The sequence below is a fragment of the Streptomyces sp. NPDC047841 genome (assembly GCF_040704085.1).
GTDB lineage: Bacteria > Actinomycetota > Actinomycetes > Streptomycetales > Streptomycetaceae > Streptomyces > Streptomyces argyrophylli.
In genome coordinates this window covers 23,045-43,949 of record NZ_JBEYRP010000004.1, presented here as the reverse complement: position 1 = coordinate 43,949, position 20,905 = coordinate 23,045, and the positions used below count along the sequence as shown (strand labels likewise).

The following is a 20,905-nucleotide window of genomic DNA, read 5'->3' as shown; positions in this document are numbered from 1 at the left end:
CTGTGACTTCGATTCTTCGGCGTACCCCAGGGTACGCCCGTACTGTGTACGCCCTGCCGCTCGGGCCAACCCCGCTGTCGCAGGGCGCATTCCCCGGCGGACGATCAGGCGGACGCCTTCTCGATCACCCGCGGCCTCAGGTCCGCGTGCTCCAGGACGTCCCGCAGGTGCTTCTCGACCACCGGCAGGACCTCCTCGACCGTGATGTCCCGGCCCAGCTCGTTCGCGAGGGAGGTGACCCCGGCGTCCCGGATGCCGCACGGGATGATCCGGTCGAACCAGGCGTTGTCCGGGTTCACGTTGAAGGAGAAGCCGTGCATCGTGACGCCCTTGGCGACCCGGATGCCGATCGCGGCGATCTTCCGGTCCTCACGGCGCTGGCCCGCGTTGGAGGGGGCGTACTCCGGGCCGTTCAGCCGGGGGTCGAACTCCTCGTCGGTCAGCCGGGGGTCGAAGTCCAGGGACAGCCCTCCGAGCGCCGGCCGCTGCTCGACCGGGTCGCCGAGGACCCAGACCCCGCTGCGGCCCTCCACCCGGGTGGTCTCCAGGCCGAACTCGGCGCAGGCGCGGATGATCGCCTCCTCCAGCCGCCGCACGTGCGCGACCACGTCCACCGGGCGGGGCAGCTTCTGGATCGGGTAGCCCACCAGCTGGCCCGGACCGTGCCAGGTGATCTTGCCGCCGCGGTCCACGTCGATGACCGGGGTGCCGTCCAGCGGGCGCTCGCTGTCCTCCGTGCGCCGGCCGGCCGTGTACACCGGGGGGTGCTCCAGGAGCAGCACGGTGTCCGGGACCTCGTCGGCGAACCGGGCCGCGTGCACCCGGCGCTGCTCGTCCCAGGCCTCCTGGTAATCGACGGCATCCGCACCGAACCCCATGCGGACGAACCGCAACTCACTCACGGCAAGCGCCTCCCTCAGCGACCGGTGTGTCAGGCACGTGACGCGCCCTCGCCACTGTACGTCCGACCGGAGTACGTCAGCCCTGCGGGCGTTCCTCACACGATCGGATGAATGCACGGCGAAGTGTGCGACCAACTGCTCACTCTCCGCTACATTCGCGCCGTTCGTGAGGCCATAAGGGCTGCTCAAAGGCAATCCGGGCACATCGACCGGCCCGGAAGGCAGGAGACCGCACCGCAGATGACGGACCGACCCGCGCAGCGCACCCCCAACCGCCAGCTCGCCGCGCTCATCGCAGAAGCGGGGTTCTCCAACGCGGGTCTGGCCCGTCGCGTCGACCAGCTCGGCCTGGAACACGGGCTGGACCTCAGATACGACAAGACCTCGGTCACCCGGTGGCTGCGCGGCCAGCAGCCACGCGGCACCACCCCCGCCCTGATCGCCGAGGTCTTCACCCGCCGGCTCGGGCGCCGGCTCACCGCCCAGGACCTCGGCCTGGACGCGTGTGCGCCGGTGTACGCCGGGCTGGAGTTCGCGGCCACCCCCGAGGAGGCCGTCGACATCGTCAGCGGGCTGTGGCGCAAGGACTCCGGCAGCCACGCCGAACTGCGCAAGATCGCCTTCACCCCGGCCGGGCTCGTGGTGCCCAGCCGGGACTGGCTGATCGGCAAGGCCGACGACCGGGTGGCCCGCGAACCGGCACCCCGGGTGCCGGCGCAGGGCCGGCCCGGCGCGGCCAGGGCGCCGCAGCAGGCGCCGCTGCTCCCGCCGCGGCTGCGGACGCACGCCGAGCGGGCCCCCGGCCACAGGGTCACCGGCGGCGACATCGCCGCGCTGCACTCGGTGGGCGAGCTGTTCCGCACCCTCGACGACCGGTTCGGCGGCGGCCACGCCCGGCAGGCGCTGGTGCGCTACCTGGAGCACGAGTGCGAGCCGATGCTGCGCGGCAGCTACGACGAGCAGACCGGCCGCCGGCTGTTCGGCGCCGCCGCCGACCTGACCCGGCTCGCGGGCTGGACGTCGTACGACATCGCCGCGCACGGGCTCGCCCAGCGGTACTTCGTACAGGCGCTGCGGCTCGCCCAGGCGGCCGGCGACCGGGCCTACGGCTCCTACGTCCTGGTCACCATGAGCCGCCAGGCCGTCTACCTCGGCCACGGCAGGGAGGCCGTCCAGCTGGCCCGGGTCGCCCAGCAGGGGGTCGGCACCGGCGGCCCGCCGGTCGTCCAGGCGCTGCTGCACGCCTCCGAGGCGCGGGCGCACGGCGTGCTGGGGGAGGTGCGGGCGTGCACCGCGGCGCTCGTGCGGGCCGAACGCGCCCTGGAGGCGGCCCGGCCCGGGGACGACGTGCCGTACTGGGCCGCCTTCTTCGACGAGGCGCAGCTCGCCGACGAGTTCGGCCACTGCCACCGCGACCTCCAGCAGTTCCGGGCCGCCGCGCAGCACGCCGAGCGGTCCCTCCAGCTGCGGGCGCCCGCCTATGCCCGCAGCCGCCTGTTCTGCCGGGTCGTCCTCGCCACCGCCCGCCTCGGCCTCGGCGAACTCGACCAGGCGTGCGCGATCGCCGCGGAGGCGGCGGGGCAGGCCGCGGAGATGCGCAGCGCTCGCGCGGTGGAGTACGTGAAGGAGTTCGAGCGGAGGCTGGAGCCTTACCGGGACGCGGCGCCGGTGCGGGTGTACCGGGAGAAGGTCGCGGCACTGGGATAGGCGCGGCCCCGCGCCGCCACGGGCGCCTTACGCCGCCCTCGGCATCGTCGGGAGCGGGTCCGCGCTGTGCATCGAGCCCCTCGCGCCCAGGTCCGCCAGGATGGCCGACGCGGCGCGGTGGGCCGAGTGCAGGGCGCCCTGGACCGTGCTGGTGTCCCGGTGGTCGCCGCAGACGTAGAGGCCGGCCAGGAGGCGCACCGGGCGGCGCAGGTCGTGGGGCGGACGCATCGACGGGACCGCCTCCGGGGTGTGGTGCACGGCCAGCGTCTCCCAGCGGCGCGTGGAGGTGCCGTAGAGGCGGGAGAGGTGGATGCGGACGGCGGTGTCCACCCCTTCCGGGGGCGTGCCCAGCACGGTCGAGGAGATCAGGACGCGGCCGGCCGGTGCCCGGCTCGGGTCCACGTTGCTGAGGACCGCCGTGTGCGCCACCGGGCCGCCCCGGTCGGCGTCCAGGAGCAGCGAGCGGCCCGTCGGGAAGGCCGCCGCCGGCTCGTCCGTGGTGTGGTGGACCACCGTCACCGGGTGGAAGTCCGGCACCCTGAGCCCCGGCAGCAGTCCGGCCGCGGCGCGCGCGTCCGTCGCCAGCAGCACCGCCCGGCAGCGGATCTCCCCGTGCTCGGCGGTCGTCACCGAGGTCGTGGACACCGAGGTGACCCGCACCCCGGTGTGCACCGTGCCCGGCGGCAGCCCCCCGGCCAGCAGCTCCGGCAGCACCTCGGCGCCGCCCTCCGGCACGCACAGCCGTCCGCTCGCGAAGGCGCGCAGCGCCAGGTCGGCGCACCTGCTGGAGGTGGTCAGCTCCGGGTCGCACAGCAGCGCGGCGAGCAGCGGGCGCAGGAAGCCGTCGATGGTGCGCGCCGGGATCCCGCGCCGGGCGAGGGCGAGGGCGGCCGGCATCTCGGGGCGGGCCAGGAGGCGTTCGACGGGGGTCGCGGCGATCCGGCCGAGCGCCGCGCCCAGCCGGGCCTGGTCGACCGCGCCGCCCACCGGCGCGCCGGGCGTGACCGCCGTACCCCGGGGCGCGTTGGCGAGGGCGCGCACCACATGGAGTGCGCCCCGTGCGCCCCGCGCGCTCCCGCCGCCCGCCGGCGCGCCCGCGCGATGGGTGCGGCCGTCGCGGTGCAGGAGCACGCCCGGTGCGAAACGGCGCACGGTCAGGGCGTCCAGGCCCGGACTCAGGCGGAGTTCGGGGTAGGAGGTGGACAGCAGTTGTCCGATGCGGTCGAGGCGGAAGCCGTCGACCTTCTCGGTCGACATGCGGCCGCCGACGTACGGGGCGGCCTCCAGGACCGCGGTGGTGATTCCTGCGCTGGTCAGCCGATGAGCCGCCGAGAGACCGGCGATCCCGGCTCCCACGATGACGACGTCCACCTGGTACGCGGGCTCAAGCACGAGGCCCTCCTGTGGGTTGCGCGACCGGTGGAGACGTGATGCCCCCAACAGGCGCAAGGGATACCCGAGTTGGGGTCGAGGGTAGGGGCGTGATCGGTCAGAGGCAGTCGCGCATCAACAGGGCACGGTCGCATGGAGGTCGCATACGGTCACTTTCGTTCGCCGGGGTTGTCAGCCGGCTCATTCCGCCGCGACCGTCCCACCCGTTCACGCCATCCGCTCACCCCGCCGCGCGGATCGCCTCGTCGATGCCCGGGAAAGCGAACCGGAACCCCGACTCCAGCAACCGCCTGGGCACCACCCGCTGACTGCCCAGCACATCCGCGGCCATCTCCCCGAGCGCCGCCCGCAGCACCGGCGCGGGCACCGCGAACACCGCCGGCCGGCGCAGCACCCGCGCCATCGCCTCCGTGATCTCGGCGTTCGTCAGCGGCTGCGGCGCCGTCAGGTTGAACGGCCCGGACAGGCCGTCACCGTCGACGAGGTGCCGGATCGCGGCGACCTCGTCGTGCAGCGCGATGTACGACCAGTACTGCCGCCCGTCACCCAGCCGCCCCCCGAGCCCCGCTTTGAACAGCGGGAACAGCCGCCCCCACGCCCCGCCGCCCCGGGACACCACCAGACCCGTGCGCAGGAACACCGTCCGCACCCCGGCCTCCGTCACGGGCGCCGCGGCCTGCTCCCACTCCACGCACAGCGCGGACAGGAAACCGTCGCCCGGCGGCGCGTCCTCGTCCACCGCCCGGTCGCCGGTGTCGCCGTAGAAGCCGATTGCGCTGCCGTTGACGAACACCCGCGGCGGCCGCGGCAGCGAGGCCGCCGCCCGCGCCAGCGCGGCCGTGCCCAGCACCCTGCTGTCCCGCAGCAGCCGCTTGTACTCCGGCGTCCAGCGCCGGTCGCCCACCCCGGCCCCCGCCAGGTTGACCACCGCGTCGCACCCGGTCAGCCCGGCCGCGTCGACGTGACCCCGCCCGGGGTCCCAGCGGACCTCGTCCGCGCCCCGGGGCTCCCGGCGCACCAGCCGGACCACCTCGTGCCCGTCCGCCGTCAGGGACCGCACCAGAGCGCTGCCGATGAGACCGGACGCGCCGGCCACCGCGATACGTGAACGTTCCATGGCCCCAGCATGACCGCACCGCGGGCCGGAAACCCGTTGGGGCCGCCCGGACGGCCCGCCGTAAGGTGATCACCATGCCGGAGCCGTACATACGCAACGCCCATGCCGCCGACGAGGAGCCGCTGGCCGTCCTCGACCGGGCCACCTGGTCCCCCCTGCACGCGGTGATGCCCCCGCCGGAGCCGCCCTACCAGCCCTTCTTCGACGAGCGGCACCCGCCGCAGGAGTACCTCGTCGCCGAGGCCGACGGGCGCGTCCTGGGCTACATCCGGCTCACCCACCCGACCCCGCTCGCCTCCAACGCGCACGTCCTGGCGATCCAGGGCTTCGCCGTCGCCGAGGAGGCGCGCGGCCGGGGCGTCGGACGCGCGCTGGTCCGGGCCGCCGTCGAGGAGGCGCGGCGGCGCGGCGCACGGCGCCTCACCCTGCGCGTGCTCGGGCACAACGCCCCGGCCCGGGCGCTGTACGAGTCCGAGGGCTTCGCCGTCGAGGGCGTGCTGCCCGGGGAGTTCCTCATCGACGGCGCGTACGTCGACGACGTCTGCATGGGCCGCGCCCTGTGAGCCCGGTGACAGCTACGAACTGACCAGCTCGCCCGTGTCCACCGGCACCGTCGCCGTGGCCGCGCGCCGGGCGTCGCCCGCCACCTCGGCCGCCGTCAGCACGTACCCCGTCTCGGCGTCCGAGGTGGAGCGGGCGAAGACCACTCCGAACACCCGGCCGTCCGTGGTCAGCAGCGGGCCGCCGGAGTTGCCCGGCCGGACCGTGGAGCGGATCGCGTAGATCTCCCGGGTGACCGTGCCGTCGTTGTAGATGTTCTGGCCGGTCGCCCGCACCCGGTTCCCGACCGTCGCCGCCTGGAGGTTCAGGCTCCCGTCCTGCGGATAGCCCGCCACCACCGCCGAGTCCCCGCGCACCGCGCCCCCGTCGAACCGCAGCACCGGGGCGCTGAGATCCGGCACGTACAGCACCGCCACGTCCCGGTCCGGGTCGAACAGCACCACCCGGGCCGCGTACGACGGCCCGACCCCGCCGACCCGCACGCTCGGCCGGTCGATGCCGGCCACCACGTGCGCGTTGGTCATCACACGCCGGGGCGCGTACACGAACCCGCTGCCCTCGCGGCCCTCCGTGCCCACGGCGCCCTCGATCTTCACCGTGCTCAGCCGGGCGGCGTCCGTCGCGGCGGGCGTGACGCTGTCCCCGGTCGGCCGGGCCACCCGGGCCGTCGACTCGTTCTCGAACGGGTTGAACACCTGCGGGAAGCCCGCCTCGGTCAGCGCGGACGTGGCCCGCGAGAACCACGCGGGCGTGGTCTGCGGCATCGCCTCCTGCACCGCGCCCAGCACCGTCGAGTTCCGTATCGCCGTCGCCAGGGTCTGCGACGGGGCCGCGCTCAGCACGCTCGCCGCCACCCAGGCCACGATCAGCACCGCGACCGAGTTCGCCGCCGCGCCCCCCATCCCGTCCGCCACCCGCAGCGGCCCCCGGTCCAGCTCCCCGCGCAGCCGCAGCGCCAGCCGGCCCGCCAGCTCGTGCCCCACCACCGCCGGCACCAGCACCGTCAGCACCGCGAGCACCGTCGCCGTCGCGGTGCCCCGCTCCACCTGGCCCGTCACCCACGGCAGCACCCACACGCCGACGGCCGCGCCGCCCACGAACCCGGCCAGCGAGACACATCCGGCCACCAGTCCACGGCGATAACCGGACACCGCGTAGACGATGATCACCAGTACGAGCACCAGGTCGACCAGGTCCACCGAGCCGCCTCTCTCTCCACCTCTCCCTACGGACGGGAGCGGTCCGCCGATCAGCCACGCGCAACGCGAGGCCGCCACCGGGGCCGCGGCACCGGCCACGTACGTCTGTACCACCGGAAACGACCCGGACCCGGACGATGGTTCCACCAGGTGGCACAGCGCACATCACGGGCACGCGCACAGCAGGGCCACAGGCGGCACGCAGCCTGCGGCGAGCCGGCCGCCCTACGGTCGACCCCGGCAGAGACCGATCGCAGGCGGGGACAGGTGAGGTTCATGAGCGGTGTCCGTACCGACGGCCGTGGCGGGTCCGCCCGGGAGCGGGGCGGATGGGCCCGGACCCTCCGCGGGCCCTGGGTGGTGCTCTGCGCGGTCGCGACCGTCGTCCTCGGCCCGGCCGCCGTCACCGCGTCCGCCCTCGACCAGGCCAACGCGGCCCCGGGTCCCGCGGGGACGGACGGGGCGTTGACGACGGGCGCCGGCACCGCCCTCACCCCCTGAAGCGCTGCCACAGGCGGGGATAGCGCTGCGCGAGCACCCGGTCGTCCTCCAGGTCCAGGGGCGTGCCCTCCGGCTCGGCCGGCGCCGGGGCGATGCCCAGGTCCGGCGCGACGGTGCCGGTCAGCTGCTCGTACGCCTCGTCCGCCGCGTACCCCAGCTCCTCGCCGTCGCCGTCGATCTCCTCGTCGAAGTCGGCCAGCAGTTCGGCCAGCGCGTCCGGCTCGTGCACGGCGCCCTCGAAGACCTCCCGGCCCTGGCCGATCAGCCAGCACCGGAAGAAGTCGAACGCGTCGTCGCTGCACCCGTCCAGCAGCAGCCAGGCCGCGCCCCACAGCTCCCAGCGGTAGGCGCGGTTGTAGCGGGCCTCGAAGTGACGGGAGAAGTCCAGGACGAGATCGGGCTCCAGCCGGAGCAGCCGCTCCACCAGCGCGTCGGCCTGCTCCTCGGGATCGCCCCCGGCGGCCTCGCGGGTGGCGTCGATCAGCTCCCAGAACTCCGTCTCGTCCATCACGCCACCAGCATCGGGCCTCGACCGACGCGCCGCACGCGGAACACGGGCCGCCCCACCGCCGCCCCACACGGCGGCACGCCCACCCGGCCGGCGTGGTCACCGGCCGGGCGCACGGGGAGCACGGGGGAGCGGCGTCGGCTGTCCGCACGGCGGCACAGTGCGGCGCACCGCTCGCGTCGTCAGCTGTCCGCACGGCGGTACAGCGCGCCGAGCCGGGCCGCGTCGGCCGCGCAGCGCTCGCGGAGGCTCGCCCGGTCGCTGTGGTCAGTTGAGCGGGGGCGGACCCCTGCCGGGCGCACGCGGAGGGCGGCGGGGCGTCGTCAGTCGCCGTCACGGCGGTACAGCGCGGCGAGCCGGGCCGCGTCGGCCGCGCAGCGCTCCCGCAGGGTCGCCGGTGCCAGTACCTCCGCCTCCGGTCCCAGTGCGGTCAGCTGGCCGTGGGCGACCTCCTCCGACTCCACCGGCAGCGTCACCGTCACCCAGCCCTCGGCATCCGGGGCGCCCGGGTCCGCCAGCGCCTCCCGCGCGCCGAGCGGATCGACGGTGTGCGGCAGCCGGCGCACGCCCTCGGGAGACAGCCGTACCACCACCTCCGCGCGCAGCAGCGACCGCGCGAACCGCTCGGCCTGCTCCGCCCAGAAGCCGGGCAGGTCGAACCCGGGATCGCGGTCGAACCGCTCGTCGAGCCCGGTCACCGCGGTGAACCGGTCGATCCGGTACGTGCGGAAGGCACCGGCCCCGGCGACCCGCGCGCACAGGTACCAGACACCCGCCTTCAGCACGAGCCCGTACGGCTCAAGCCGCCGCTCGACCGTCCCGTCCCCGCGCCGGTAGCCGGCGTCGACCCGCCGGTCGTCCCACACCGCCTCGGCGATCACGGGCAGCCACGCGGGCGTCCCGGGCTCGCGGAACCAGGCCGGAGCGTCCAGGTGGAAGCGCTGCGCGGCGGTGTCCGGCGCGTCCCGCAGCGAGGGGAGCAGCGCCGCCGACACCTTCAGCCGGGCCGCCGAGGCCGCGTCCTGAAGCCCCATCTCGCGCAGCGCCCCCGGCACCCCGCTCAGGAACAGCGCCTCCGCCTCGCCGCGGGCCAGCCCGGTCAGCCGCGTCCGGTACCCGCCGACCAGCCGGTACCCGCCGGCCCGGCCCCGGTCGGCGTACACCGGCACCCCCGCCTCCGACAGCGCCTGCGCGTCCCGCGTCACGGTCCGCTCCGACACCTCCAGCTCGCGCGCGAGCTCGGCGGCGGTCATGGCCGGCCGGGACTGGAGGAGCAGGACCATCTTGATCAGACGTGCGGCGCGCATGCCCACATCATGCAGGAGGCCCCCGCCGAAGCGGGGGCCTCCTCACATGGTGCGCGGTGCCTTACAGCCCGTACTTCTCCCGGGCCTCCTTGACCGCGGTCGCCTTCACCTCGCCGCGCCGGGCGAGCTGGGCCAGGGCCGCGACGACGATCGACTGGGCGTCGACGCCGAAGTGGCGGCGGGCGGCCTCACGGGTGTCCGACAGACCGAAGCCGTCGGCGCCCAGCGAGGACCAGTCCTGCTCCACCCACTGCGCGATCTGGTCCGGGACCTGGCGCATGTAGTCGGAGACCGCCAGCACCGGACCCTCGGCGCCCTGGAGCGCCTGGCGGACGTACGGCACCCGCTCCTCGCCCCGCAGCAGCGCCGAGTCGGCCTCCATGGCGTCCCGGCGCAGCTCCGACCAGGAGGTCGCCGACCACACGTCCGCGGCCACGCCCCACTCCTCGGCCAGCAGCCGCTGCGCCTGGAGGGCCCAGTGGATCGCCGTGCCCGAGCCCAGCAGCTGGATGCGCGGGGCGTTGGCGGGCACGGACACACCCGCGGACTCGGCCGTGTTGAAGCGGTACAGGCCCTTGACGATGCCCTCGTCGATGCCGAGGCCCTGCGGCTTGGCCGGCTGCGGCAGCGGCTCGTTGTAGACCGTCAGGTAGTAGAAGACGTTCTGGTCCTCGCCCGGCTTGGCCTCGCCGTACATCCGGCGCAGACCCTCGCGGACGATCACCGCGATCTCGTAGGCGAACGCGGGGTCGTAGGTCAGCGCGGCCGGGTTGGTGGCGGCGATGACCGGGGAGTGGCCGTCGGCGTGCTGGAGGCCCTCGCCGGTGAGGGTCGTACGGCCGGCCGTCGCGCCGACGAGGAAGCCGCGGCCGAGCTGGTCGCCGAGCTGCCACATCTGGTCGGCGGTGCGCTGCCAGCCGAACATCGAGTAGAAGATGTAGAACGGGATCATCGCCTCGCCGTGCGTCGCGTACGCGGTGGACGCGGCGATGAAGTCGGCCATCGAACCGGCCTCGGTGATCCCCTCGTTGAGGATCTGGCCGTTCCTGGCCTCCTTGTAGTACATCAGCTGGTCGCGGTCGACCGGCTCGTACGTCTGGCCCTTGGGGGAGTAGATGCCCAGGGACGGGAACAGGCTCTCCATGCCGAAGGTGCGCGCCTCGTCGGGGACGATCGGCACCCAGCGCCTGCCCGTCTCCTTGTCCCGGACCAGGTCCTTGACCAGGCGGACGAAGGCCATGGTGGTGGCCACGCTCTGGGAGCCGGAGCCCTTGTCGAAGGCGGCGAACGCCTTCTCGGCGGGGGCCGGCAGCGGGGCCAGCGCGTGCGTGCGGCGGGCCGGGGCCGGGCCGCCGAGGGCCGCGCGGCGCTCCTGGAGGTAGCGGACCTCCGGGGAGTCGGCGCCCGGGTGGCCGTAGGGCACCACGCCGTCGACGAAGTCGCTGTCCTTGATCGGCAGGCCGAGGCGGTCGCGCATCGCCTTGAACTCGTCCACCGAGAGCTTCTTCATCTGGTGGTTGGCGTTCTTCGACGCGAAGCCCTCGCCGAGGGTGTGGCCCTTGACCGTCTGGGCCAGGATCACGGTCGGCGCGCCCTTGTGCTCGACGGCGGCCTTGTACGCCGCGTAGACCTTGCGCGGCTCGTGACCGCCGCGGGAGAAGTGGAAACAGTCGAGGATCTTGTCGTCGCTCAGCAGCTTCGCCATCTCGGCGAGCGCCGGGTCCTTGCCGAAGAAGTCCTCGCGGATGTAGGCGGCGCCGCGGGTCTGGTACGTCTGGACCTGCGCGTCCGGTACCTCGCGCAGCCGGCGTACCAGCGCGCCGGTGGTGTCGAGCTGGAACAGCTCGTCCCAGGCCGAGCCCCACAGCGTCTTGACCACGTTCCAGCCGGCGCCGCGGAACTGGGCCTCCAGCTCCTGCACGATCTTGAAGTTGGCGCGGACCGGGCCGTCGAGGCGCTGGAGGTTGCAGTTGATGACGAAGGTGAGGTTGTCCAGCTCCTCACGCGCGGCCAGCGCGAGGGCCGCCGTCGACTCCGGCTCGTCCATCTCGCCGTCGCCGAGGAAGGCCCAGACGTGGGAGGCGGAGACGTCCTTGATGCCGCGGTTGGTGAGGTAGCGGTTGAAGCGCGCCTGGTAGATGGCGGAGAGCGGGCCGAGGCCCATCGACACCGTCGGGAACTCCCACAGCCAGGGCAGACGGCGCGGGTGCGGGTACGACGGCAGGCCGTTGCCGCCGGCCTCCTGGCGGAAGTTGTCCAGGTGCTGCTCGCCGAGCCGGCCGTCGAGGAAGGCGCGGGCGTAGATGCCGGGGGAGGCGTGGCCCTGGATGTAGAGCTGGTCGCCGGAGCCGTCCCCCTCCTTGCCCTTGAAGAAGTGGTTGAAGCCGGTCTCGTACAGCCAGGCCGCTGAGGCGAAGGTGGCGATGTGGCCGCCGACGCCGTGCTTCGCGCCGCGGGTCACCATGGCGGCCGCGTTCCAGCGGTTCCACGCGGTGATCCGGGCCTCCATCTCCGGGTCGCCGGGCAGCGCCGGCTCCGCGGAGGTGGGGATGGTGTTGACGTAGTCCGTCTCGAGGAGCTTCGGCAGCGCGATGCCGCCCGCCTCGGCGCGCTCCAGCGTGCGGCGCATCAGGTACGCGGCGCGGTGCGGCCCGGCCTCCCTGGCGACGGCGTCGAGGGAGGCCTGCCATTCGGCGGTCTCCTCCGGGTCGCGGTCCGGGAGCTGGTCGAGCGCGCTCGGCTGGATGGCGTTGGGGTCGGTCATGTCGCCGCCTTCCTCAGTCGAAGGGGTTCCCTCATCGGTAAGGGTTCGGGGGTGCCCTTGGTCTTTGGCAGGACAGGGCAGGCGGACCTCGAAGGCGGCGTCGTTGTGCGACTCCGTCGCGCGTCCGTCGGTGACTGTAACTCCCTGATCGATGATCGATCAAAGGGTTGAGGGCCAAAACCTCTTGATTTGGAGAAAGTCGGCACGGGGTGCCTTCGGTTATGGCACCCGGTGACGCTGGAATGCCTCGTTTTCGCAGGTGAGCGCGGGGATGCTCGACTGGGTCAGGCGCGCGGGGCGCACCCCAGCACATGGGCCTTGACCAGCTCGGCGATCCGCGGGTCCCGGCGCTTGAACGCCTGGACCAGCTCCTCGTGCTCCTCCGCGTACGACTGCTGGACCGTGCCCAGCCAGCGGATCGACAGCGCCGTGAACACCTCGATGCCGAGGCCCTCCCAGGTGTGCAGCAGCACCGAGTTGCGGGCCGCGCGGACCAGCTCCCGGTGGAAGCCCACCGTGTGCCGCACCTGCGCCGTGCCGTCCGCCTCCCGGTCGGCCTCGTACAGCGCCAGGACGTGCGGCTCCAGCGCCGAGCAGTCCTCCGCGAGGCGGTCGGCCGCCAGCTCCGCCGCGATGGCCTCCAGACCGGCCCGGACCGGGTAGCTCTCCTCCAGGTCCGCCGCCGTCAGGTTCCGGACCCGGACGCCCTTGTTGGGGGCCGACTCGATCAGGCGCAGGGACTCCAGCTCGCGCAGGGCCTCGCGGACCGGGGTCTGGCTGACCTCCAGCTCGGTGGCGATCCGGCGCTCCACGATGCGCTCGCCCGGCTGCCAGCGCCCGCTGACGATCCCCTCCACGATGTGCTCGCGGATCTGCTCGCGCAGCGAGTGGACGACGGGCGCGGTCATGAGGGCTCCTTAGGGAGGGCTGACGCTTAGACAATACGGCCGGTTCGCGCCGCGGGTGGGGCGCGCAGGGGTGCTGTGGTGCAGGTGAGACGAGGCTTACACGCTCCGTATGCCGACAAACACGAACACCCCGCCCGGAGAGGTTCCGGGCGGGGTGTTCGGTGAGGACGAGGCTTACAGGCCGAGCTCGACCTCGAACTCGCCCGCCTCCAGGATCGCCTTGACCGCCGTCAGGTAACGGGCCGCGTCGGCGCCGTCGACCAGGCGGTGGTCGTAGGAGAGGGTCAGGTAGGTCATGTCGCGGACGCCGATGACCGTGCCCTCCTCGGTCTCGATGACGGCCGGACGCTTGACCGTGGCACCGATGCCGAGGATCGCGACCTGGTTCGGCGGCACGATGATCGTGTCGAACAGCGCGCCGCGCGAACCGGTGTTGGAGATGGTGAAGGTCGCGCCGGACAGCTCGTCCGGGGTGATCTTGCTGGCCCGGACCTTGCCCGCCAGCTCCGCCGTGGCCTTGGCGATGCCCGCGATGTTGAGGTCGCCGGCGTGCTTGATGACCGGGGTCATCAGGCCCTTCTCGGAGTCCACCGCGATACCGATGTTCTCGGTGTCGAAGTAGGTGATGGTCCCCTCGGCCTCGTTGATCCTGGCGTTGATGACCGGGTGGGCCTTCAGCGCCTGCGCGGCGGCCTTGACGAAGAACGGCATCGGGGAGAGCTTGACGCCCTCGCGGGCCGCGAAGGAGTCCTTCGCCTTGGCGCGCAGCTTCATCAGGCGGGTGACGTCGACCTCGACGACCGACGACAGCTGGGCCTGCTCGTGCAGCGCCTTGACCATGTTGTCGCCGATGACCTTGCGGATGCGGGGCATCTTGACGGTCTGGCCACGGAGGGGGGAGACCTCCAGCGCCGGGGCCTTCTTGGCGGCCGGGGCGGCGGCAGCGGCCGGTGCCGGGGCAGCGGCGGCGGCCTTCGCGGCCTCGGCGGCGGCGACGACGTCCTGCTTGCGGATACGGCCGCCGACGCCGGTGCCCTTGACGGTGGCCAGGTCGACGCCGTTCTCGGCGGCGAGCTTGCGCACCAGCGGGGTGACGTACGCGCCCTCGTCCGTCGCCTGGGTGGCGGTCGGGGAGGTCGGCGCGGTGGCCGGCGTGACGGGAGCCGGGGCCGGGGCCGGGGCGGGAGCCGGGGCAGCGGCGGCGGGCGCCGGAGCAGCGGCGGGAGCCGGGGCCGGGGCGGGCGCGGGCGCCGGGGCCGGAGCGGCGGCGGCCGGAGCCGGGGCAGCAGGGGCCGGAGCGGCGGGCGCGGGAGCCGGAGCGGCGGCGGCCGGAGCCGGGGCAGCGGCGGCGGGGGCCGGGGCGGCGGGCGCCGGAGCGGCGGCCGGGGCGGCACCCGGGGCGCCGATGACGGCGAGCTTGGCGCCGACCTCGGCGGTCTCGTCCTCGCCGACCACGATCTCCAGCAGCACACCGGAGGTGGGCGCCGGGATCTCGGTGTCGACCTTGTCCGTGGAGACCTCGAGCAGCGGCTCGTCGGCCTCGACGCTGTCGCCGACCGACTTCAGCCAGCGGGTGACGGTGCCCTCGGTGACGGACTCACCGAGCGCGGGCAGGACCACGTCGGTGCCCTCGGCGCCGCCGGCCGGGGCGGCCTCGGCGGCGGGGGCCGGGGCCGGGGCGGCCGGGGCCTCGGCGACCGGGGCGGGGGCGGGCTCGGCGGCCGGGGCGGGGGCCTCGGCGGCGGCGGGGGCCGGAGCGGCGGCCGGAGCGCCCGTGCCGTCGTCGATCAGGGCCAGCTCGGCGCCGACCTCGACCGTCTCGTCCTCGGCGACCTTGATGGAGGCCAGCACGCCGGAGGCAGGGGCCGGGATCTCGGTGTCGACCTTGTCGGTCGAGACCTCGAGCAGCGGCTCGTCGGCCTCGACGCGTTCGCCCTCGGCCTTCAGCCAGCGGGTGACAGTGCCCTCGGTGACGCTCTCACCGAGCGCCGGAAGGGTTACGGAAACCGCCATGGTTTCGGTTGCTCCTAACGAATTGCGGAAGTCTGTGTCGTCGCGCCCGTTGACCGAAGGGTCAGTCGTGGGAGTGCAGCGGCTTGCCGGCCAGGGCCAGGTGGGCCTCGCCGAGCGCCTCGTTCTGCGTCGGGTGGGCGTGGATGAGCTGGGCCACCTCGGCCGGCAGCGCCTCCCAGTTGTAGATCAGCTGGGCCTCGCCGACCTGCTCGCCCATGCGGTCGCCGACCATGTGGACGCCGACGACGGCACCGTCCTTGACCTGGACGAGCTTGATCTCGCCCGCGGTCTTCAGGATCTTGCTCTTTCCGTTGCCCGCCAGGTTGTACTTCAGAGCGACGACCTTGTCCGCGCCGTAGATCTCCTTGGCCTTGGCCTCGGTGATACCGACGGAGGCGACCTCCGGGTGGCAGTACGTCACCCGCGGGACACCGTCGTAGTCGACCGGGACGACCTTGAGGCCGGCCAGGCGCTCCGCCACCAGGATGCCCTCGGCGAAGCCGACGTGCGCGAGCTGGAGCGTCGGGACCAGGTCACCGACGGCGGAGATGGTCGGGACGTTGGTGCGCATGTACTCGTCGACGAGGACGTAGCCGCGGTCCATGGCGACCCCGGCCTCCTCGTAGCCCAGGCCCTGCGAGACCGGGCCGCGGCCGACGGCCACCAGCAGGACCTCGGCCTCGAACTCCTTGCCGTCGGCCAGGGTGACCTTCACGCCGTCCTGGGTGTACTCGGCCTTCTGGAAGAAGGTGCCCAGGTTGAACTTGATGCCGCGCTTGCGGAACGCGCGCTCCAGGAGCTTCGAGCTGTTCTCGTCCTCGACCGGGACGAGGTGCTTCAGGCCCTCGATGATCGTGACGTCCGAGCCGAAGGACTTCCACGCCGAGGCGAACTCGACGCCGATGACACCGCCGCCCAGGATGATCGCGGACTTCGGCACGCGGTCCAGGACGAGGGCGTGGTCGGAGGAGATGACGCGGTCGCCGTCGATCTCCAGGCCCGGCAGCGACTTCGGCACGGAGCCGGTCGCCAGCAGGACGTGACGGCCCTGGATGCGCTGGCCGTTGACGTCCACGGAGGTGGGGGAGGACAGCCGGCCCTCGCCCTCGATGTACGTCACCTTCCGGGACGCGATGAGCCCCTGCAGACCCTTGTACAGGCCCGAGATCACGTCGTCCTTGTACTTGTGGACGGCCGGGACGTCGATGCCCTCGAAGGTGGCCTTCACACCGAACTGCTCGCTCTCGCGGGCCTGGTCGGCGATCTCGCCCGCGTGCAGCAGGGCCTTGGTGGGGATGCAACCCCGGTGCAGGCAGGTGCCGCCGACCTTGTCCTTCTCGATCAGGGCGACGTCCAGGCCCAGCTGCGCCCCGCGCAGGGCCGCGGCGTAACCACCGCTACCACCGCCGAGGATCACTAGGTCGAAAACGGTGCTGGCGTCGTTCGCCACGTCACGTCCTCCATGCATGTGCGCCTTGCGCCGGTCTTCACTGACCGGCGGGCGGCTGGTGTCCGGCCGCTTGATGCTTCGGCCCTTCGGTGGGGGCCCTGTCCTGCCGGGCTCCATCTTCGCACTTGTCGGAGGCGATCGAGACGCGGGGCCGGTGTGTGAGACGTCCCACGTTCCCCGGCGAACCAAGGCGCGCGGGGGCAGGGGCGCGGGGAACTGCGCGAACAGCCCCACACCCCTGCGGACGCCGTACTACGGACCGGACCGGGTCCCCGGGCGGCTCAGCCCAGGTCGCCCGCGGCGGTCAGCTCCGCGAGACGGACCAGCGTACGCACCGCCGTGCCCGTACCACCCTTCGGCGTGTACCCGAAGGGGCCGCCCTCGTTGAACGCCGGCCCGGCGATGTCGAGGTGCGCCCACGAGATGCCCTCGCCGACGAACTCGCGCAGGAAGAGCCCGGCGACGAGGCCGCCGCCCATCCGCTCGCCCATGTTCGCGATGTCGGCCACGGACGACTCCATGCCCTTGCGCAGGTGCTCCGGCAGCGGCATCGGCCAGGCCGGCTCGCCGACCTCCTCCGCCGCCTCGTGCACCGCGGAGCGGAACGCGTCGTCGTTGGCCATCACACCGAAGGTCCGGCTGCCCAGCGCCAGCATCATCGCGCCGGTCAGCGTGGCCACGTCCACGATCGCGTCCGGGTTCTCCTGCGAGGCCGCCCACAGCGCGTCGCCGAGCACCAGCCGGCCCTCGGCGTCGGTGTTGAGCACCTCGACCGTCTTGCCGCTGTACATGCGCAGCACGTCACCCGGGCGCACGGCGGAGCCGGACGGCATGTTCTCGGCCAGCGCCAGCCAGCCGGTCACGTTGACCTGGAGGCCGAGGCGCGCGGCGGCGACGACCGAGGCGAACACGGCGGCGGCACCGCTCATGTCGCACTTCATCGTCTCGTTGTGCCCGGCCGGCTTCAGCGAGATGCCGCCCGAGTCGTAGGTGATGCCCTTGCCGACGAAGGCCAGGTGCTTCTCCGCCTTCGGGTGCGTGTACGACAGCTTCACCAGGCGGGGAGCGGCCGCGGAGCCGCCGCCGACGCCGAGGATGCCGCCGTAGCCGCCCTTGACCAGGGCCTTATCGTCGAGCACCTGCACCTTGATGCCGTGCTCCTTGGCCGCGGCCTGCGCGATGCCGGCGAAGGCGGCGGGGGTGAGGTCGTTCGGCGGGGTGTTGATCAGGTCGCGGGCGCGGTTCAGCTCCTCGCAGACCGCGACCGCGCGGGCGATCGCGCCCTTGTGGGCGGCGTCGCGCGGCTTGCCGCCGAGCAGCGCCGCCTCGGCCAGCGGCGCCCTGCCGTTCTTGGCCTTGGCGTTGCCGCCGTCCTGGCCGTTGCCCTTGTAGGCGTCGAAGGAGTAGGCGCCGAGCAGGACGCCCTCGCCGATCGCGCCGATCGCGCCGGGGCTGTCCACGGGCAGCGCGAACGCGGCCTTCTTCGATCCGGCGAGCGCGCGGGCGGCCACGCCGGCGGCCTTGCGCAGCGCCTCGGCGTCGTAGCCGGCGCCGCCGTCCTCGCCGCCGTCCTTGGCGTCGGGCTGCGCGCCCAGGCCCACCGCCACCACGAGCGGGGCCTTGAAGCCGGCCGGCGCGGGCAGCTTCGTCAGCTCGCCCTCGGCACCCGAGGCGCCGAGGGTCTCCAGGACGCCGGCCAGCTTGCCGTCGTACGCCTTGTCCACGGCCTCGGCGCCCGGCGCGACGACGGGCCCCTGGGCGCCCTTGGCGACACCGATCACGATCGCGTCGGCCCGCAGGCCGGGCGCCGCGGCGGTGCTGAGAGTCAGAGCAGTCACGGTGGTGAAATCTCGCTTCCGATGTGAAGTTCGCTGTGGCCGAAATGGGGTGGGTCGACCGGGCCCGAGAGCCGACCCTAGGCCCAGGGCTGGGCACTGGTGGCAACCGGGGCCTTCACCCTGTCGGCGAACACCCGTGATGAGACTACGCCCGTTGCCGACGTGCCCCGAAGGGGCGCGGGACGTGCGGCCCCGGGCGGGAAGGCGCTAACGGCCGAGCGCCAGCACCACGAGTGCCGTGACCGCGGCCGTCTCCGCGACCGCGCCGAACACGTCACCGGTGACCCCGCCGAACCTGCGGACGCATCTGCGCAGCAGCAGGTCGGCGACGGCGGCGGCGACGGCCACCGCGAGCGCGGTGCGCACGCCGTCGTACCCGCCGAGGCCGGCGCCCGCCGCCCCGGCCGCCGCCACGACGGCGAGCGCCACGGCCAGCGCCGTGCCCTTGGGGACCACCCCGGCCACCGCCGCCCCCAGCCCCTCCGGGCGGGCCGCCGGCACCCCGGCGCGGGCGGCCAGGGTGAGCGCCAGCCGGGCCGCGACCGCCGACACCACGGCCGCCAGGGCACCGCGGGCCCAGGAGCCGCCGTAGAGCTGCGCCAGTACGGCGACCTGGGCGAGCAGCACCAGGACGAGGGTGAGCACCCCGAACGGCCCGATGTCCGACTGCTTCATGATCCGCAGGGCGTCCTCGGCGGGTGCGCCGCTGCCCAGCCCGTCGGCGGTGTCGGCGAGCCCGTCGAGATGCAGCCCGCGGGTCAGCGCGGCCGGTACGGCGACCGAGGCGACGGCGGCGAGCAGCGGACCGGCGCCGAGGAGGAGCAGCAGCAGGCCGAGGCCGGCCGCGCACCCGCCGACGACCAGCCCGGCCACCGGCGCGCACACCATGCCGCCGCGCGCGGCCCCCCGGTCCCAGCGGCGCACCCGCACGGGCAGCACGGTGAGCGTGCCGAAGGCGAACCGGAGTCCGTCCCGGAGGGAGGCCGAAGAAGCGGGGGAGGAGGGCGAGGAGGGCGAGGAGGCCGAGGAGGAGGACGACGAGAACACCGCCGCAGGCTACCCGCCGCCCGCCCCGACCGGCCCCGGTCCCCGTCCGGCGGCCGTCCTCCCACCCCGGAGGGGCAACACGCCGCTCCCCCCGTCCCCCGGAGGGATGGCACGTCCTTTCCCCCGGCCCCCGGAGGGACCACGCGATCCTCCCCCCGACCCCCGGAGGGATAAAGTGCGCACATGGGGCACTGGTGGGTGCGGAACGTCGTCGAGCCGGGAAAGCTTCCGTTGCTGCTGGCCCTCGCCGCCTTCGTGCTGACCTTCGTCGTGACCCGGGTCATCACCCGGCTGATCCGGGCGGGCCGGGGGCCGTTCGGGAACGTCAGGGCCGGCGGGCTGCACATCCACCACGTCGTCCCCGGCGTCGTCCTCACCGTCGTCGGCGGCTTCGGCGCGGTGGCCAGCGACCGGCACGGCGCCGGCGGGGTCGTCTCGGCCGTGCTGTTCGGCGTGGGCGCGGGCCTGGTCCTGGACGAGTTCGCGCTGATCCTGCACCTGGACGACGTCTACTGGAGCGAGGAGGGCCGCAAGAGCGTCGAGGTCGTCGTGCTCACCGCCGCCCTGGTCGGCCTGCTGCTCGCCGGCTTCGTCCCGCTCGGCGTCAACGACCTCTCCCAGCAGGAGCTGGCCGACCGCGGCACGGTCATCTCCAACATCGTCGCGAACTTCCTCCTCTCCCTCGTCGCCCTGCACAAGGGAAAGGCCCGCACCGCGCTCTTCGGGGTGATCGTGCCGCTGGTCGCGCTCGTCGGCGCGGTCCGGCTCGCCCGCCCCGGCTCCCCGTGGGCCCGCCGCTTCTACGGCCGCCGCCCCCGCGCCCGCGCCCGGGCCGCCCTGCGCGCCTACCGGCACGACCGCCGCTGGGCGCGGCCGAGCCGTGCCGTTCAGGACTGGATCGGCGGCAAGCCCGACCCCCGCCCGGCGCGCCTGCCCGGCCACCGCTGACCGCGGCCGCGGCCGGCCGGGGCCGTGCCGCGCTGCCGTGCCGCCGCCAGCAGACACAGCAGGCCCACCGCCATCAGCGCGGCCAGGTGCTCCTTGCCCGCCAGGTTCTCCTTGAGCAGCACCTCGACGACCATCGCCAGCGTCACCGCGCCCGCCGTCACGTAGGCGCCGTACCGCCAGCAGACGAACACCGCGAGCCCCACGACGGCCGCCGAGGGGCCGGTGTCCACCACCTGCCCGTCGGTCCACGGCAGCCCGAACGGAGCATGCGCGCCCAGGGTGATGCCCAGGCGCGCGTACAGGGTTCCGGCGAGCGTGGCGACGTAGGCGATGGTCAGCGTCCGCTTCCAGCCCAGGCACAGCTCGGCGATCCCGAAGACCAGCAGGACCTGCGCCAGCGCCCCCCACACCGGCAGGTCGAGCGCGGGCACGAACAGCGACAGGGGAGTGCGCAGCAGGGCGAGCCACAGCGGGTCGTCGGCCCGTACGGCACCGAGGTCCTGCACCAGCTGGTACCCCCACGGCTGGTTCTGCACGTACTGCAGCAGCGCCGTCAGACCCACCGCCGCGAGCGTCGCCGGGGCCGCCGCCGGGCCCCGGCGCCGCAGCGGCCCGCGCACGGCGGCGTACAGCGCCCCCCACTCGGCACGGGCCCAGCCGGCCGGCGTCCTCATCGGACGCCCCTCCTCGAACGTTCCCCCGCCGAGCGTCGTGGCCATCGAGCGTTCCCCCGTCGTACGCGT

General features: G+C 74.0%; 17 protein-coding genes. 4 read left to right on the top strand and 13 right to left on the bottom strand.

The genetic code is table 11. From position 1 onward, the window contains the following. Nucleotides 1–104: 104 nt before the first annotated feature. Nucleotides 105–902: a lipoyl(octanoyl) transferase LipB gene (gene lipB / locus AB0947_RS06980; protein WP_366749219.1), complete on the bottom strand. Its 798-nt coding sequence runs from the start codon at nucleotides 900–902 to the stop codon at nucleotides 105–107. Between the two features lie 240 nt (nucleotides 903–1,142). On the opposite strand from lipB, the gene AB0947_RS06975 reads away from it, so the two are divergent. Continuing rightward, complete coding sequence (locus AB0947_RS06975; RefSeq protein WP_366749218.1) at nucleotides 1,143–2,609, top strand: regulator; 1,467 nt, start codon at nucleotides 1,143–1,145, stop codon at nucleotides 2,607–2,609. A gap of 27 nt (nucleotides 2,610–2,636) precedes the next feature. Here AB0947_RS06975 and AB0947_RS06970 read toward each other — a convergent pair whose 3' ends face one another. Both AB0947_RS06970 and AB0947_RS06965 read right to left on the bottom strand, forming a co-directional pair. Further along, nucleotides 2,637–4,001, bottom strand: coding sequence for an NAD(P)/FAD-dependent oxidoreductase (locus AB0947_RS06970; protein ID WP_366749217.1), 1,365 nt, complete (start codon nucleotides 3,999–4,001; stop codon nucleotides 2,637–2,639). Between the two features lie 220 nt (nucleotides 4,002–4,221). Beyond that, nucleotides 4,222–5,118, bottom strand: coding sequence for a TIGR01777 family oxidoreductase (locus tag AB0947_RS06965; RefSeq protein WP_366749216.1), 897 nt, complete (start codon nucleotides 5,116–5,118; stop codon nucleotides 4,222–4,224). A gap of 74 nt (nucleotides 5,119–5,192) precedes the next feature. Between AB0947_RS06965 and AB0947_RS06960 the strand changes: the two genes are divergently transcribed. Next, a complete protein-coding gene (locus AB0947_RS06960) occupies nucleotides 5,193–5,681 on the top strand; it encodes a GNAT family N-acetyltransferase (protein ID WP_366749215.1) in 489 nt (162 codons plus the stop codon). Between the two features lie 12 nt (nucleotides 5,682–5,693). Here the strand turns inward: AB0947_RS06960 and AB0947_RS06955 are convergent, their stop codons facing one another. After that, nucleotides 5,694–6,878, bottom strand: coding sequence for a MarP family serine protease (locus AB0947_RS06955; protein ID WP_366749214.1), 1,185 nt, complete (start codon nucleotides 6,876–6,878; stop codon nucleotides 5,694–5,696). 276 nt (nucleotides 6,879–7,154) lie between these two features. On the opposite strand from AB0947_RS06955, the gene AB0947_RS06950 reads away from it, so the two are divergent. Beyond that, the gene (locus AB0947_RS06950) at nucleotides 7,155–7,379 is read left to right on the top strand and encodes a hypothetical protein (RefSeq protein WP_366749213.1); all 225 of its coding nucleotides are present in this window, start codon (nucleotides 7,155–7,157) and stop codon (nucleotides 7,377–7,379) included. Here AB0947_RS06950 and AB0947_RS06945 read toward each other — a convergent pair. The 8 genes from AB0947_RS06945 to AB0947_RS06910 all read right to left on the bottom strand — a co-directional run bounded on the left by AB0947_RS06945 (nucleotide 7,369) and on the right by AB0947_RS06910 (nucleotide 19,106). After that, nucleotides 7,369–7,887, bottom strand: coding sequence for a DUF4240 domain-containing protein (locus AB0947_RS06945; RefSeq protein ID WP_366749567.1), 519 nt, complete (start codon nucleotides 7,885–7,887; stop codon nucleotides 7,369–7,371). The genes AB0947_RS06950 and AB0947_RS06945 overlap by 11 nt on opposite strands. A gap of 323 nt (nucleotides 7,888–8,210) precedes the next feature. Continuing rightward, nucleotides 8,211–9,194: a WYL domain-containing protein gene (locus AB0947_RS06940; protein ID WP_366749212.1), complete on the bottom strand. Its 984-nt coding sequence runs from the start codon at nucleotides 9,192–9,194 to the stop codon at nucleotides 8,211–8,213. 61 nt (nucleotides 9,195–9,255) lie between these two features. Then, nucleotides 9,256–11,958, bottom strand: coding sequence for a pyruvate dehydrogenase (acetyl-transferring), homodimeric type (gene aceE, locus AB0947_RS06935; RefSeq protein WP_366749211.1), 2,703 nt, complete (start codon nucleotides 11,956–11,958; stop codon nucleotides 9,256–9,258). A gap of 284 nt (nucleotides 11,959–12,242) precedes the next feature. Continuing rightward, a complete protein-coding gene (locus AB0947_RS06930) occupies nucleotides 12,243–12,866 on the bottom strand; it encodes a GntR family transcriptional regulator (protein ID WP_132783808.1) in 624 nt (207 codons plus the stop codon). A gap of 174 nt (nucleotides 12,867–13,040) precedes the next feature. Next, nucleotides 13,041–14,879 carry a 2-oxoglutarate dehydrogenase, E2 component, dihydrolipoamide succinyltransferase gene (sucB, locus tag AB0947_RS06925; RefSeq protein ID WP_366749210.1) on the bottom strand — a complete coding sequence of 613 codons (1,839 nt, stop codon included), beginning with the start codon at nucleotides 14,877–14,879 and terminating at the stop codon, nucleotides 13,041–13,043. 61 nt (nucleotides 14,880–14,940) lie between these two features. After that, a complete protein-coding gene (lpdA, locus tag AB0947_RS06920; RefSeq protein WP_366749209.1) occupies nucleotides 14,941–16,329 on the bottom strand; it encodes a dihydrolipoyl dehydrogenase in 1,389 nt (462 codons plus the stop codon). A gap of 281 nt (nucleotides 16,330–16,610) precedes the next feature. Beyond that, entirely contained in the window at nucleotides 16,611–18,167 is a 1,557-nt protein-coding gene (locus AB0947_RS06915) for a leucyl aminopeptidase (RefSeq protein ID WP_366749208.1), read from the bottom strand. Nucleotides 18,168–18,374: 207 nt separating this feature from the next. Further along, nucleotides 18,375–19,106: an adenosylcobinamide-GDP ribazoletransferase gene (locus AB0947_RS06910; protein WP_366749565.1), complete on the bottom strand. Its 732-nt coding sequence runs from the start codon at nucleotides 19,104–19,106 to the stop codon at nucleotides 18,375–18,377. Nucleotides 19,107–19,397: 291 nt separating this feature from the next. On the opposite strand from AB0947_RS06910, the gene AB0947_RS06905 reads away from it, so the two are divergent. Further along, nucleotides 19,398–20,162: a hypothetical protein gene (locus tag AB0947_RS06905; RefSeq protein ID WP_366749207.1), complete on the top strand. Its 765-nt coding sequence runs from the start codon at nucleotides 19,398–19,400 to the stop codon at nucleotides 20,160–20,162. On the opposite strand, the gene AB0947_RS06900 is transcribed toward AB0947_RS06905, so the two are convergent. After that, nucleotides 20,102–20,836: a hypothetical protein gene (locus AB0947_RS06900; protein WP_366749206.1), complete on the bottom strand. Its 735-nt coding sequence runs from the start codon at nucleotides 20,834–20,836 to the stop codon at nucleotides 20,102–20,104. The genes AB0947_RS06905 and AB0947_RS06900 overlap by 61 nt on opposite strands. Nucleotides 20,837–20,905: the final 69 nt, after the last annotated feature.

What these genes read in the sequence shown, in the direction of transcription:
- AB0947_RS06975 (WP_366749218.1), top strand. Translation starts at nt 1,143, where the DNA reads ATGACGGACCGACCCGCGCAGCGCACCCCCAACCGCCAGCTCGCCGCG.
- AB0947_RS06965 (WP_366749216.1), bottom strand. Translation starts at nt 5,118, where the DNA reads ATGGAACGTTCACGTATCGCGGTGGCCGGCGCGTCCGGTCTCATCGGC.
- AB0947_RS06960 (WP_366749215.1), top strand. Translation starts at nt 5,193, where the DNA reads ATGCCGGAGCCGTACATACGCAACGCCCATGCCGCCGACGAGGAGCCG.
- AB0947_RS06950 (WP_366749213.1), top strand. Translation starts at nt 7,155, where the DNA reads ATGAGCGGTGTCCGTACCGACGGCCGTGGCGGGTCCGCCCGGGAGCGG.
- AB0947_RS06945 (WP_366749567.1), bottom strand. Translation starts at nt 7,887, where the DNA reads ATGGACGAGACGGAGTTCTGGGAGCTGATCGACGCCACCCGCGAGGCC.
- AB0947_RS06940 (WP_366749212.1), bottom strand. Translation starts at nt 9,194, where the DNA reads ATGCGCGCCGCACGTCTGATCAAGATGGTCCTGCTCCTCCAGTCCCGG.
- aceE (WP_366749211.1), bottom strand. Translation starts at nt 11,958, where the DNA reads ATGACCGACCCCAACGCCATCCAGCCGAGCGCGCTCGACCAGCTCCCG.
- AB0947_RS06930 (WP_132783808.1), bottom strand. Translation starts at nt 12,866, where the DNA reads ATGACCGCGCCCGTCGTCCACTCGCTGCGCGAGCAGATCCGCGAGCAC.
- sucB (WP_366749210.1), bottom strand. Translation starts at nt 14,879, where the DNA reads ATGGCGGTTTCCGTAACCCTTCCGGCGCTCGGTGAGAGCGTCACCGAG.
- AB0947_RS06905 (WP_366749207.1), top strand. Translation starts at nt 19,398, where the DNA reads ATGGGGCACTGGTGGGTGCGGAACGTCGTCGAGCCGGGAAAGCTTCCG.
- AB0947_RS06900 (WP_366749206.1), bottom strand. Translation starts at nt 20,836, where the DNA reads ATGAGGACGCCGGCCGGCTGGGCCCGTGCCGAGTGGGGGGCGCTGTAC.